At 65.8% G+C, this 13136-nt stretch carries 14 protein-coding genes and 2 tRNA genes; 5 read left to right on the top strand and 11 right to left on the bottom strand.

Translation table 11 applies throughout. The features are described from left to right. From ACYVD0_RS01715 to ACYVD0_RS01665, 11 genes are all read right to left on the bottom strand, one after another. Positions 1-377, bottom strand: a 377-nt coding sequence (locus ACYVD0_RS01715; protein WP_460425180.1) for an integrase arm-type DNA-binding domain-containing protein, incomplete at its 3' end; no start/stop codon positions are given. Positions 378-390: 13 nt separating this feature from the next. Then, positions 391-786 carry an Arm DNA-binding domain-containing protein gene (locus ACYVD0_RS01710; RefSeq protein ID WP_460425179.1) on the bottom strand — a complete coding sequence of 132 codons (396 nt, stop codon included), beginning with the start codon at positions 784-786 and terminating at the stop codon, positions 391-393. A 72-nt stretch (positions 787-858) separates the two neighbouring features. Further along, positions 859-1959, bottom strand: a complete 1101-nt coding sequence (ychF, locus tag ACYVD0_RS01705; protein WP_460425178.1) for a redox-regulated ATPase YchF — start codon at positions 1957-1959, stop codon at positions 859-861. A 43-nt stretch (positions 1960-2002) separates the two neighbouring features. Further along, the gene (gene pth, locus ACYVD0_RS01700) at positions 2003-2587 is read right to left on the bottom strand and encodes an aminoacyl-tRNA hydrolase (protein WP_460425177.1); all 585 of its coding nucleotides are present in this window, start codon (positions 2585-2587) and stop codon (positions 2003-2005) included. A 28-nt stretch (positions 2588-2615) separates the two neighbouring features. Further along, entirely contained in the window at positions 2616-3212 is a 597-nt protein-coding gene (locus ACYVD0_RS01695) for a 50S ribosomal protein L25/general stress protein Ctc (protein ID WP_460425176.1), read from the bottom strand. A 105-nt stretch (positions 3213-3317) separates the two neighbouring features. Continuing rightward, positions 3318-4259, bottom strand: a complete 942-nt coding sequence (locus ACYVD0_RS01690; protein ID WP_460425175.1) for a ribose-phosphate pyrophosphokinase — start codon at positions 4257-4259, stop codon at positions 3318-3320. A gap of 97 nt (positions 4260-4356) precedes the next feature. Further along, a tRNA-Gln gene (locus ACYVD0_RS01685) sits at positions 4357-4431 on the bottom strand. A gap of 54 nt (positions 4432-4485) precedes the next feature. Continuing rightward, positions 4486-4560 (bottom strand) — tRNA-Gln (locus tag ACYVD0_RS01680). A 21-nt stretch (positions 4561-4581) separates the two neighbouring features. Further along, on the bottom strand, positions 4582-5448 hold the full coding sequence (ispE, locus tag ACYVD0_RS01675) for a 4-(cytidine 5'-diphospho)-2-C-methyl-D-erythritol kinase (RefSeq protein WP_460425174.1): 867 nt from the start codon (positions 5446-5448) through the stop codon (positions 4582-4584). A gap of 5 nt (positions 5449-5453) precedes the next feature. Continuing rightward, positions 5454-6080 carry a LolA-like protein gene (gene lolB, locus ACYVD0_RS01670; protein ID WP_460425173.1) on the bottom strand — a complete coding sequence of 209 codons (627 nt, stop codon included), beginning with the start codon at positions 6078-6080 and terminating at the stop codon, positions 5454-5456. 3 nt (positions 6081-6083) lie between these two features. After that, a complete protein-coding gene (locus ACYVD0_RS01665) occupies positions 6084-7826 on the bottom strand; it encodes a tetratricopeptide repeat protein (protein WP_460425172.1) in 1743 nt (580 codons plus the stop codon). A gap of 174 nt (positions 7827-8000) precedes the next feature. Here ACYVD0_RS01665 and hemA point away from each other — a divergent pair, with 174 nt between their 5' ends. The 5 genes from hemA to murI all read left to right on the top strand — a co-directional run bounded on the left by hemA (position 8001) and on the right by murI (position 12995). Beyond that, positions 8001-9269: a glutamyl-tRNA reductase gene (gene hemA, locus ACYVD0_RS01660; RefSeq protein ID WP_460425171.1), complete on the top strand. Its 1269-nt coding sequence runs from the start codon at positions 8001-8003 to the stop codon at positions 9267-9269. Then, positions 9266-10348, top strand: coding sequence for a peptide chain release factor 1 (gene prfA, locus ACYVD0_RS01655; RefSeq protein ID WP_460425170.1), 1083 nt, complete (start codon positions 9266-9268; stop codon positions 10346-10348). The genes hemA and prfA overlap by 4 nt, the downstream gene beginning before the upstream one ends. Positions 10349-10453: 105 nt before the next feature. Further along, positions 10454-11281 (top strand): peptide chain release factor N(5)-glutamine methyltransferase, encoded by an 828-nt coding sequence (gene prmC / locus ACYVD0_RS01650; RefSeq protein ID WP_460425169.1) that lies wholly within the window; start codon positions 10454-10456, stop codon positions 11279-11281. Between the two features lie 171 nt (positions 11282-11452). After that, a complete protein-coding gene (locus tag ACYVD0_RS01645; protein ID WP_460425168.1) occupies positions 11453-12211 on the top strand; it encodes a molybdopterin-synthase adenylyltransferase MoeB in 759 nt (252 codons plus the stop codon). Further along, complete coding sequence (gene murI / locus ACYVD0_RS01640; protein WP_460425167.1) at positions 12201-12995, top strand: glutamate racemase; 795 nt, start codon at positions 12201-12203, stop codon at positions 12993-12995. The genes ACYVD0_RS01645 and murI overlap by 11 nt, the downstream gene beginning before the upstream one ends. Positions 12996-13136 lie beyond the last annotated feature (141 nt).

Here is a 13136-nt window from a genome sequence, read left to right as displayed (position 1 = left end):
ATCGTCGAACAGCTCGCCACCTGTGCCTGCCATCTCTTGCCTCCGGTCCAAACCCCGCGCCTATTCTCGCAGAGCGCAGGCCCGGTGGGTTTTTTCACAAGCTCCCAGTCCTTCAGCGCAAGCCATTCCTTGGCGATTGTCTCGAAGGTGTTGGCTTGCTCCAGCCCGGATTTGATGCGGTCAAGTCGCTTCTGTTGCGCAGGGTGGATACCTTGTTTGATCAGCTTGCGGGCGTTCTCGGCTTCTTCACGCGCCTCTTTGAGTGAGAGGTTGTGAAAAAATCGAACAGTGCCGTGAGAGCCTCTCCAATCCCCTTCAAAAAGGCGTGCCATGTGAAAAGCGGGAGAGTTTATGAGCCAAATGGTCTTACTTTTCACGTAGCGCAACGTTTTAGCGGCTGTTTTGAAGGGGGGCGCAGCAGCCGCTTGAATTTTTCACAACCTCTGAGAGGTCGGGATAGCTGCCCATGGCATAGCGGTTCTCCTTGCCCCCGATTCGATACTTCCAGCGCCAGAGCTTTGACCCTCCGGGCATGAGTTCGAGGTAGAGGCCACCGCCGGCTGCGATCTTGTAGGGCTTTTCGGCTGGTTTCGCGCTGCGCAGTGCGGCATCACTAACGGCTCGCTTGGGTGCACGCTTTTCCCGCGTTTCTTCAGCCTCAGCGGGATATTGAGGGGTAGTTGGGGCATGAAATCTCCCGTTTCGAAATGCGCCGTATTGTATGCCCCCTAATGTGCCCCCTGTGCTTGCGAATGTCGATGGACTATCGCGAACACAGGCGAACAAACAAACCGTTATTTATCAATGAGATACTGGCATTGCCAGACATCTAAGAACATTGACGAATAGCGGTTTGTGTTAGACGTTGAATCGAAAATGCATCACGTCGCCGTCCTTGACGATGTAGTCCTTGCCTTCCAGGCGCCACTTGCCAGCTTCCTTAGCGCCAGCTTCACCCTTGTATTGGATGAAGTCGTCATAGACGATGACTTCAGCGCGGATGAAGCCCTTCTCGAAGTCGGTGTGGATCACCCCGGCGGCCTGCGGGGCGGTGGCGCCGATCTTGACGGTCCAGGCGCGCACTTCCTTCACGCCAGCAGTGAAGTAGGTCTGCAGGTTGAGCAACTGGTAGCCGGCGCGAATCACCCGGTTGAGGCCGGGCTCCTCAAGGCCGAGGGATTCAAGGAACATGTCCTTCTCCTCGTCGTCTTCCAGCTCGGCGATTTCCGCCTCGATCTTGTTGCACACCGGCACCACGATGGCGCCTTCCTCCTCGGCGATGGTCTTGACCATATCGAGGTGCGAGTTGTTCTCGAAGCCGTCCTCGGCAACGTTGGCGATGTACATCACCGGCTTGCTGGTGAGCAGGTGGAAGCCGCAGATCACGCGTTTGTCCTCGTCGCCCATGTTCTTCATCAGTGAGCGGGCCGGCTTGCCTGCGCTGAAGTGGGGGATCAACTGCTCCAGCAAGGCCTTCTGCGCGAGGGCTTCCTTGTCGCCACCCTTGGCGTTGCGCGCGACTTTCTGCAGTTGTTTCTCGCAGCTGTCGAGATCGGCGAAGATCAGTTCGAGGTCGATGATCTCGATATCGCGCTTGGGATCGACGCTGTTGGAGACATGGATGACGTTGTCGTCCTCGAAGCAGCGCACCACATGGGCGATCGCATCCGTCTCGCGGATGTTGGCGAGGAACTTATTGCCCAGGCCCTCGCCCTTGGATGCGCCCGCCACCAGGCCGGCTATGTCGACGAATTCCATGGTGGTCGGCAGCACGCGCTCGGGCTTGACGATGGCGGCGAGGGCGTCCAAGCGTGGGTCGGGCATCGGCACTATGCCGTTGTTCGGCTCGATGGTGCAGAACGGGAAGTTCTCGGCGGCGATGCCGGATTTGGTGAGGGCGTTGAACAGGGTGGACTTGCCGACGTTGGGCAGGCCGACGATGCCGCAGTTGAATCCCATGGTGTGTCCCTCGCAGAGCTGAAGTCGGTGGAAAAGGGTGGGCTCAGGCTTTCCTGCTATGCAGCTGCTGCATGGCGAGGGTCCAGTGGCCGTCGAGCATGTCCGGCAGCACGTCGAGGGCGAAGTCGATGCTGGCCTCGAGCTTTTCCTGTTCGCTGCGCGGAGCCCGGCTGAGCACGAAGCCGGAGACGAGAGTCTTGTCGCCGGGGTGACCGATGCCGAGCCGCAGGCGATGGAAGGAATTCTGGTTACCGAGCTGGGCGATGATGTCCCTAAGCCCGTTGTGCCCGCCATGGCCGCCACCCTGCTTGAGTCGGGCGGTGCCGGGGGGCATGTCGAGTTCGTCGTGGGCCACCAGGATGGCCGCTGGCGGGATGCGGAAGAAGTTCGCCAGCGCCGCCACGGACTGGCCGCTGCGGTTCATGTAGGTGGTGGGGATGAGCAGACGAATGTCGCGGCCCTGATGGCTGAATTTGCCGACCAGGCCGAAATACTTCTTGTCGGCGCTGAGGCTGACGCCCTTGGCGGACGCCACGCGCTCGACGAAAAGGATCCCTGCGTTGTGCCGGGTCTGCTCGTATTCATGGCCGGGATTTCCCAGACCGACGATCAGTTGCACGGCAGTCATCGCAGGGGCCCTCCTGGACTCCGAGGAATTACTCGGCGCCTTCTTCCTTCACGCGAGAGGCGTGGATGTTGGCCACTGCCAGGTCGTTGCCGTGGGCCAGGGCCACCAGCTCGACGCCGGCCGGAACCTTCAGGTCGGACAGGTGCAGGGTCTGACCGACTTCGACCTGGGCCAGGTCGACCTCGATGAACTCCGGCAGGTCCTTCGGCAGGCAGGACACTTCCACTTCGGAGATGGTGTGGGAGACTTCGCCACCTTGCTGCTTCACGCCGACCGAGGTTTCGGCGTTGATGAAGTGCAGTGGCACGTGGGCGGTCAGCTTGTGGTCGGCGACCACGCGCAGGAAGTCGGCGTGCAGGACGATGGCCTTGGACGGATGGCGCTGCAGGGCCTTGATCAGCACGGTTTCGATGGTGCCGGCGACGCTCAGGGCGATCACGTGGCTGAAGGCGGCCTCGTCTTCGATCAGCTTGGCGAGTTCCTTGGCTTGCAGGCTGATGGACAGCGGAGCCTTGTCGCCACCGTAGATCACGGCGGGAACCAGGCTGGCGTTACGACGCAGGCGGCGGCTCGCACCTTTCCCCAGGTCGGAACGCACTTCGGCATTCAGGGCAAAATCGGTCATTGCGTTTCTCCAGAATGACAGCGCCGCCCGCAACGCTTGCGACCAGCGTCCGGGCGATGGCTGAAGGCCCCGCGCGGGGCGGGGCGGTGGTATCGGCGTCTGCTCCTAGCGGAACATGGCGCTGATGGATTCTTCGTTGCTGATGCGGCGTACCGCTTCGGCCACCACTGGGGCGATGTCCAGCTGGCGGATGCGCGGACAGGCCTGGGCGGCGGCGGACAGCGGAATGGTGTTGGTCACCACCAACTCGTCCATCACCGAGTGCTCGAGGTTCTCGATGGCACGGCCGGATAGCACCGGATGGGTGCAGTAGGCATATACCTTGGCGGCGCCGTGCTCCTTGAGGGCCTTGGCCGCGTGGCACAGGGTGCCGGCGGTGTCGACCATGTCGTCGACCAGGATGCAGGTACGGCCTTCCACATCGCCGATGATGTGCATGACTTCCGACTGATTGGCCTTCGGCCGGCGCTTGTCGATGATGGCCAGATCCACGCCCAGGGACTTGGCGACGGCGCGCGCGCGCACCACACCGCCGATGTCCGGGGAGACGATCATCAGGTTCTCGAAGCGCTGGGCCTGGATGTCGTCGACCAGTACCGGCGAGCCGTAGATGTTGTCCACCGGGATGTCGAAGAAGCCCTGGATCTGGTCGGCATGCAGGTCGACGGTGAGCACGCGATTGACGCCGACCACGTCGAGCATGTCGGCCACCACCTTGGCGCTAATCGCCACGCGGGCGGAGCGTGGACGGCGGTCTTGGCGGGCATAGCCGAAGTAGGGGATTACTGCGGTGATCCGCGAGGCGGAGGAACGGCGGAAGGCGTCGGCCATCACCACCAGCTCCATGAGGTTGTCGTTGGTCGGCGCGCAAGTCGGTTGAATCAGGAAGACATCCTTGCCACGGACATTCTCGTTGATCTCAACGCTGATTTCGCCATCGGAGAACTTGCCTACGGAGGCATCGCCGAGGGGAATATGCAGCTGACGTACGACGCGCCGCGCCAGATCGGGGTTGGCATTCCCCGTGAAGACCATCATCTTGGACACGCGCAGTACCTACCGGCTGAGGGTGGACCTGATGAAATTAAAAAGCTGCTCAAAAAGGCGGCTTAATTGCGGCATTTTTGAACAGCTTCCTGATATATGGCAGGGGCGGCTGGATTCGAACCAACGCATGGCAGGATCAAAACCTGCTGCCTTACCGCTTGGCGACGCCCCTGTAGCGTTACATCCTTGATGTGCCTGGTTGGTGCGTGCAAACCCTGGGGGGAGATGGCAGGGGCGGCTGGATTCGAACCAACGCATGGCAGGATCAAAACCTGCTGCCTTACCGCTTGGCGACGCCCCTGTAGCACACAACTACCGAATGCTAGGCATTCACTCCCTGCGCCAGCGCTTTTAGCCTGCGGTGCAACATGGAGATGTTGCGACCCTGGGCGACGAAACCCGGCATGGTCACTGGAAGTTGGCGGGCGACTTTATCAGCATCGTCCCAGTTTGGGAAGCTCCCAAATACGCAAGCTCCAGTGCCGGTCATTCTGGCAGGAACGAATTTGTTCAACCAGCTCAAAGCGTTACGTACTTCCGGATAACGCTTCTCGACGACCGGCTGACAGTCGTTACGACCGCCTCCGGCAAGGAGGCTGCGAACTGTAATGGCCGATGTATTCCGTGTCAACTCCGGGTCGGAAAAAATTTCTGCTGTGCTGACAGTGACTTGCGGTGTCACGACTAGGAACCATGGCTCTTCCAGCTCGACCGGTCGCAGGCGTTCGCCGATGCCCTCGGCGAAGGCTGCACGGCCGCGCACGAAGACCGGCACGTCGGCGCCCAGGGAGAGGCCTAGTTCGGCCAGACGGTCCTCGCTCCAGCCCAGCTGCCAGAGGCGGTTGAGGGCGAGCAGGGTGGTCGCCGCGTTCGAGCTGCCGCCGCCGATACCGCCGCCCATCGGCAGGCGCTTGTCCAGCCAGATGTCGGCACCCAGCCGGCAGCCGCTCTGCCGCTGCAGCTGGTGCGCGGCGCGGACGATCAGGTTGCTGTCGTGGGGGACCCCGGGAATGCCCGTATGCAGGCGGATCGCGCCGTCCTCGCGCAGGGCAAAGCCCAGTTCGTCGCCGTGGTCGAGGAACTGGAACAGGGTCTGTAGCTCATGGTAGCCGTCGGCACGGCGGCCGAGGATATGCAGCATCAGGTTGAGCTTGGCCGGTGCAGGCAGGATCAGTCGGGCGTGCTGCATGGCGTTCAGAGTCCCAGCCGGCGCGGTTGCCAGTCCTTGATCACCAGGGTGATGACCAGGTCCTGGCCGTACAGCTTCAGGCGCTCGGGCAGCCAGAAACCGTTCTGCTCGGCGTAGCGCTGGTATTCGATCTGCCAGCCGTCCTGGCGCAGCCGGGCCAGATGGCTGTCGCCGTCAAGAGTGAGCTGGCTGCGGCTGCCGGGAGCCGGCAGGCCGCGCACCCACCAGAGCAGGTGGGAGACCGGCAGGCGCCAGCCGAGCTGCTGCTCGAGCAGGGCTTCCGGCGATTCGGCCTGGTAGCGTCCCTGGCCGGCGACCTCCAGCTGGATGCCGCCGGGGCGGCCGGTCAGACGCGCCGCGCCGCGGCCGAGCGGGCCGGACAGGCGGATATCGTAGTAATCCTGGCGCTGCAGCCAGAACAGGGTGCCGCTGCCGGATTCGTGGGGTGCCTGGATGCCGACCTTGCCGCTGATCTGCCAGGCGTCAAGGGTGCCGATCTCGCGCTTGTGCGTCTGCCAGCGGTCGGGGTCGCCCTGGCCCTCGAGGGCTTCCCGGGAGGTCAGGCCGGCACAGCCGGTAAGCAGGGTGAGCAGGGCGAGCAGCAGGGTGTGACGAAGAAGCGGAGTGGGCATGGCTCAGAAGGTCTCGGATCCGGTCAGGCGCAGCAGCGTGCTGCGCAGGATGGCACTGTCGGGCTGCTCTTCGAGGGCCCTGGCCCAGACCTTGCGGGCTTCGCGCTGCTTGCCGCGGGCCCAGAGCACCTCGCCCAGGTGGGCGGCGATCTCATGGTCGGAGATGCGTTCGGCGGCCTGGCGCAGCAGGCGCTCGGCCTCGCCCAGTTCGCCCAGGCGGTAATGCACCCAGCCGAGGCTGTCGAGAATCGCCGGGTCGTCCGGGTTCAGCTGGTGGGCCTGCTCGATCAGCGCCTTGGCCTCGGCGTAGCGGGTGGTGCGGTCGGCCAGGGTGTAGCCGAGGGCATTCAGGGCCATGGCGTTGTCCGGTTCGCGCGCGATGATGAAGCGCAGGTCGTGCTCCAACTGGGCCAGGTTGCCGCGCTTCTCGGCCAGCATGGCTCGGGTATAGAGCAGGTTGAGGTCGTCCGGGAACTGCTGCAGGGCGCGGTCGACGACCTGCCAGGCCTCCTCGAGTCGTTCGCGGTTGGTCAGCGCCTCGGCCTCGATCAGGTAGAGCTGCAGGGCGTAGTCCGGCTGGTTGTCACGAGACCGTGCCAGGCGCGCTGAGGCCTCCTCGGGGCGGCCTTGTTCGAAGAGGATCTCGGTCTGGCGCAGCTGCGCCGGCAGGTAGTGGTTGCCGGGGCCGACCAGGGCGTATTCGATCAGTGCGCTCTCCGGGTCATCGCGCTCCTCGTAGACGCGGCCCAGTTGGTAGTGCGCGGCATCCGTGTAGCTGCCGCGCTCGATCAGCTCCTCCAGATAGACCGCCGCCTCGTCCCAGGCCTTGGCTTCCAGACAGACCAGCGCCATGGACAGGCGCAGGTCATCGTCCTCGGGAAACTGCTGGACCAGGGTGGCGAACTCGTTCTTGGCGTCGTCGAGACGACCCTGCTCGAGCAGCAGACGGGCGTAGGTCAGGCGCAGGCGCTTGTCGTCGGGGTGTTGGCGCATGCCCTTCTTCAGCAGGGAGAGCGCTTCGTCGCTGCGCTCCAGGGCCTGCAGCAGACGCACGCGCAGCAGCATCGGAGCGATTTCCTGTGCGCTCGCCGGATGGTCCTCGAGCAGTTCGAGGGCAGCCTCGGGCTGGCTGTCCTGCTGCAGCAGCAGCGCCTTGCCGAACAGCAGCTGGCTGTTCTCCGGCGACCTGGCGAGCAGCCGGTCGAAGCTCTGCAGCAGCCCGGCGCGGGTTTCCGGGTCGCTTTCCACGGCGGCCAGGGCGAGGAAGTCGAAATGGGTATCGCCCTGGGCCTGCAGGACCTTCTCCATGTAGCGCATCGACTCGTCGTAGCGGCCGTTGCGCGCCAGCTGGATGGCGGCGGCGCGCTGCGCGTCGAGGTTGGCCGGGGCGTTGTCCGCCCAGATCAGCACGTTCTCCAGGGCGGTCTGATCGGCGCCGAGGTATTCGGCGATGCGGAAGGCACGTTCGGCGATGCCGGGATCCTGGGTGGCCTGGGCCTGTTCGGCGTAGTTGCTCAGGGCGATGTCGAAACGGTTGCGCTGCCCGGCCAGTTCGCCGACCAGCAGGGTGTACAGGGTCTCTTCGCTGAACGAGCCGACCGGCTGCGGCTGCGGCTGCGGCGGGCTGGCCGGGGCGGGCGACGGTGCGGCCTCTTCTTTCGCGGGCGCTCTGCTGCCCGGCTGGGTGAGGCTTTGACAGCCGCCGAGAAACATCATGACGGCCAGCGAGGCGAAGATTTTATTCATAGGGGAGGGAAAGCGATGGTTGCACCGAAAAAGTGGGAAGCATCATGACACAAGCCGCCGGTCAAGCCCATGGCTACGGCAGCCGGGGGGTGTGAGACAGGTGGGCGGAGGTTGTTCTCCATCTGGCGAAGTAGGACAATCGCGTGCTTCCCCTGTTCGGACCTGCGCACCTGAATGGCATTCATCGCCCTCGGTATCAACCACAAGACCGCCTCGGTGGATGTCCGCGAGCGCGTGGCGTTCACCCCCGCGCAGCTCGCCGAGGCACTGCAGCAGCTCTGCCGGCATACCGATAGCCGCGAGGCGGCGATCCTTTCCACCTGCAACCGCAGCGAACTCTACCTAGAGCAGGATAGTCCGCGGGTCGATGCGGTGCTGCAATGGTTGGCCGACTACCACCGACTGACCCTCGACGAACTGCGTGCCTGCGCCTACGTGCATCGGGACGAGTCCGCAGTGCGCCACATGATGCGCGTCGCCTCGGGGCTCGACTCTCTCGTGCTCGGCGAGCCGCAGATTCTCGGCCAGATGAAGACTGCCTATGCCGTGGCGCGTGAGGCCGGCACCGTCGGCCCGCTGCTCGGCCGGCTGTTCCAGGCCACCTTCAGCACCGCCAAGACCGTGCGCACTGATACCTCCATCGGTGAGAATCCGGTTTCGGTGGCATTCGCCGCAGTCAGTCTAGCCAAGCAGATCTTCAGCGACCTGCAGCGCAGCCAGGCGCTGTTGATCGGCGCCGGCGAAACCATCACCCTGGTCGCCCGCCACCTGCACGAACAGGGGGTCCGGCGCATCGTCGTTGCCAACCGCACCCAGGAGCGCGGCCGGGCCCTGGCCGAACAGGTCGACGGCCAGGCGATCCTGCTCGCCGACATCGGCCAGGAGTTGGCCAACAGCGATATCATCATCAGCTCCACCGCCAGCCAGTTGCCGATCCTCGGCAAGGGCGCGGTAGAGCGGGCGCTGAAGCAGCGCAAGCACAAGCCGATGTTCATGGTCGACATCGCCGTGCCGCGGGACATCGAGCCGGAGGTGGGCGAGTTGGACGACGTCTATCTGTACAGCGTCGACGACCTCCACGAGGTCATCGAGGAAAATCTGAAGAGTCGCCAGGGCGCGGCGCAGGCGGCGGAGGAACTGGTCGCCGCCGGCGCCGACGACTTCATGCTGCGCCTGCGCGAGCTGGCCGCGGTCGACGTGCTCAAGGCCTACCGTCAGCAGGCCGAGCGGCTGCGCGACGAGGAACTGGCCAAGGCCCAGCGTTTACTAGCCAGCGGTGCCGATCCGCTGGAAGTGATCGCTGCTCTGGCGCGCGGGCTGACCAACAAGCTGCTGCATGCTCCCAGCGTGCAGCTGAAGAAACTCTCCGCCGACGGCCGCTTCGATGCGCTGGCCATGGTTCAGGAGCTCTTTGCCCTCGACGAGGGTGAGTCGAAACGATGAAAGCCTCCCTGCTGAACAAACTGGATCTGCTCCACGATCGCTACGAGGAACTTACCGCGCTGCTCGGCGACGCCGAGGTGATCGCCGAACAGGGCCGCTTCCGCGCCTATTCCAGGGAGTACGCCGAGGTCGAGCCGGTGGTCACCGCCTACCGTGAGTTCCGCAAGGTGCAGGGCGACCTGGCGGGCGCCCAGGCACTGCTCAAGGACAGCGACCCGGACCTGCGCGAGATGGCCGCCGATGAGGTGGCCGAGGCCCAGGAGCGGCTGGTCGCCTTGGAAGACCGTCTGCAGCGCATGCTGCTGCCCAAGGACCCCAACGACGGGCGCAACGTGTTCCTGGAAATCCGCGCCGGCACCGGCGGCGACGAGGCGGCGATCTTTGCCGGCGACCTGTTCCGCATGTACTCGCGTTATGCCGAGAAGCAGGGCTGGCGCCTCGAGATCCTTTCGGAGAGTCCCGGCGAGCACGGTGGCTACAAGGAAATCATCACCCGGGGCGAGGGCGACAACGTCTACGGCAAGCTGAAGTTCGAGTCCGGCGCTCACCGCGTGCAGCGCGTGCCGGAAACCGAGTCTCAAGGCCGCATCCACACTTCGGCGTGCACCGTCGCAGTACTGCCGGAGCCGGACGAGCAGGCGGCGATCGAGATCAACCCGGCCGACCTGCGCGTCGACACCTACCGCTCCTCCGGCGCCGGCGGCCAGCACGTCAACAAGACCGACTCGGCGATCCGCATCACCCACCTGCCCACCGGCATCGTCGTCGAATGCCAGGAGGAGCGCTCGCAGCACAAGAACCGCGCCAAGGCCATGGCCTGGCTGGCGGCCAAGCTGCAGGACCGGCAGGACGCCGCCGCGCACAAGGAAATCTCCGAGACGCGCCGCCTGCTGGTCGGCTCAGGCGACCGTTCCGAGCGCATCCGCACCTACAACTTTCCTCAGGGACGGGTCACCGACCACCGCATCAACCTGACCATCTATGCCCTTGACGAGGTCATGGCTGGTGGCGTGGAGGCGGTGATCGAGCCTTTGCTCAGCGAATACCAGGCCGACCAACTGGCCGCCCTGGGGGATTGATGCGTAGGGCGGGTGAAACCCGCCGGCAATGGCAAAGAGCCGAGGCAAGGGGCTGATCCGCAATGGCGGGTTGCACCCGCCCTACGACGCTTATGGGATCGAAACATGCCGACCATCGAGAACCTGCTGAGCAGCGCCGACCTGCCCGACTCACCGAGTCCGCGGCTGGATGCCGAGTGGCTGCTCGCCGCGGCCCTGGGCAAGCCGGCCAGCTACCTGCGTACCTGGCCCGAGCGCGCGGTGCCGGCGGAGGTGGCCGTACGTTTCGCCGCCGACCTGGCGCGCCGCCGGGCTGGCGAGCCGGTGGCCTACATCCTCGGCCGGCAGGGCTTCTGGAGTCTCGATCTGGAAGTGGCGCCGGCGACCCTGATTCCCCGTCCGGATACCGAGCTGCTGGTGGAAACCGCCTTGGCGCTGCTGCCGGCAAGCCCGGCCAAGGTACTCGACCTGGGGACTGGCAGCGGCGCCATCGCCCTGGCGCTGGCCGCGGAGCGGCCGGCCTGGCAGCTGACCGGCGTCGACCGGGTCAGTGAGGCGGTCGCATTGGCCGAGCGCAACCGCCTGCGGCTGGGGCTGGGCAACGTGGCCTTTCTGTGCAGCGACTGGTTTTCCGCACTGGCCGGGCAGCGTTTCGAGCTGATCGCCAGCAACCCCCCGTACATTGCCGCCGGCGATCTGCATCTGGCCCTGGGCGATGTGCGCTTCGAGCCGGCCAGCGCGCTGGTGGCCGGAGCCGACGGGCTGGACGACATCCGCCGGATCATCGCCGCGGCTCCCGACCATCTCGCCGCCGGCGGCTGGCTGCTGCTGGAGCACGGCTTCGAGCAGGCCGGCGCGGTGCGCGTGCTGCTGGCCCGCGGCTTCGCCGAGGTGCACAGCCGCCGCGACCTTGGCGGCCATGAGCGCATCAGTCTGGGACGGCTGCCCGCGTGAGTTCGGGGCGAGGGCTGTCACCCTGCTGCACGGCTCTTGTAGGGTGGGAAACGGCCGCAGGTCTTTCCCGCCAGTGGCGTGGCAGGGTGGAAAATCGCTGCGTGAGTTTTCCACCCTGCGATTGCCGACGCGACCATTCGAATCCATCCCCTTTCTTGCCAGGACATCCCCATGCTCAGTGACCAAGAACTGCTGCGCTACAGCCGCCAGATTCTCCTGCCGCAGATCGACGTGGAGGGCCAGCTGCGCCTCGGGCAGAGCCGCGTGCTGATCGTCGGCCTCGGCGGGCTGGGCTCGCCGGTGGCGCTCTACCTGGCGGCAGCGGGGGTCGGCGAGCTGCATCTGGCGGATTTCGACAGCGTGGACCTGACCAACCTGCAGCGTCAGGTCCTTCACGATACCTCGAGCGTTGGTTTGACCAAGGTGGATTCGGCCTTGGCCCGGCTGGCGGCGCTCAACCCCGAGGTCGCTCTGCGCCCGCTGCGCAGCGCCCTGGATGTCGACTCGCTGGCCGCGGCGGTGGCGGCAGTGGATCTGGTGCTCGACTGCAGCGACAACTTCACCACCCGCGAGGCGGTCAATGCCGCCTGTGTGGCTGCCGGCAGGCCGCTGGTCAGCGGCGCGGCGATCCGCCTCGAAGGCCAGCTTTCGGTGTTCGACCCGCGCTGCGCCGACAGTCCCTGCTACCACTGCCTCTACGGCCACGGCAGCGAGGCCGAGCTGACCTGCAGCGAGGCCGGGGTGGTCGGCCCGCTGGTCGGCCTGGTCGGCAGCCTGCAGGCGCTGGAGGCGCTCAAGCTGCTGGCCGGCTTCGGCGAGCCGCTGGTCGGCCGCCTGCTGCTGGTCGACGCCTTCGCCAGTCGCTTCCGCGAGCTGCGGGTCAGGCGCGATCCGCAGTGCCCGGTGTGCGGAGTGCGGTATGGTCAGTGAGGCGCCGGTCGGCGTCTTCGACTCCGGGGTCGGCGGCCTGTCGGTGCTGGGCGAGATCCGCGCTCGTCTGCCCTGCGAATCCCTGTTCTACGTTGCCGACAGCGGCCATGTGCCCTATGGCGATAAGAGTCCTGAGTACATCCGCGAGCGCTGCCGGACGATCGCCGCCTTCCTCCTCGAACAGGGCGCCAAGGCGCTGGTGCTGGCCTGCAATACCGCCACCGCGGCGGCGGCGGCCGAGCTGCGCGAGTGCTACCCGACGCTGCCGGTGGTCGGCATGGAGCCGGCGGTGAAGCCGGCGGCGGCGGCCACCCGCAGCGGCAGGATCGGTGTGCTGGCGACCACCGGGACGCTGAAGAGCGCCCGGTTCGCCGCACTGCTCGACCGCTTCGCCGGCGACGTGCGGGTGATCACCCAGCCCTGCCCCGGTCTGGTGGAGCTGATCGAGGCCGGCGAGCTGGACGGGCCGCAGACCCGCGAACTGCTGCAGGGCTTCGTCGCGCCCCTGCTGGCCGAGGGCTGCGACACCCTGATCCTCGGCTGTACCCATTACCCCTTTGTCCGACCGCTGTTGAAAGAACTGGTGCCGGGGTCGGTCAGCCTGATCGACACCGGTGCCGCGGTGGCCCGCCAGCTCGAGCGCCTGCTGCAGGCCCGCGGGCTGCTGGCAGCCAGGCCGGCCGAGGTCCGTTTCTGGTCGAGCGGCGATCCCGCTGAGCTGGCGCGGGTGCTGCCGCTGCTGTGGGGCGCGGCCGCGGCGGTCGAGGTGCTGCCCGGCGGCTGAGCTTCTGCCCGTCAGCCGTGGTGGGGCAGGGCCTTGAAGGCAGCCAGGCGCGTTCGTGGCTGTGCGGCAGATCGACGATCGGCGGCGACCTCCAGCCAGCGGGCGCCGTGCGGCGGGCAGGTTGCCGGCCTCGCTGGTGGC

Source organism: Azotobacter armeniacus (assembly GCF_054779355.1).
The sequence above is the reverse complement of the archived record's forward strand: the minus strand, read 5'-3'. Positions and strand labels throughout refer to the sequence as shown.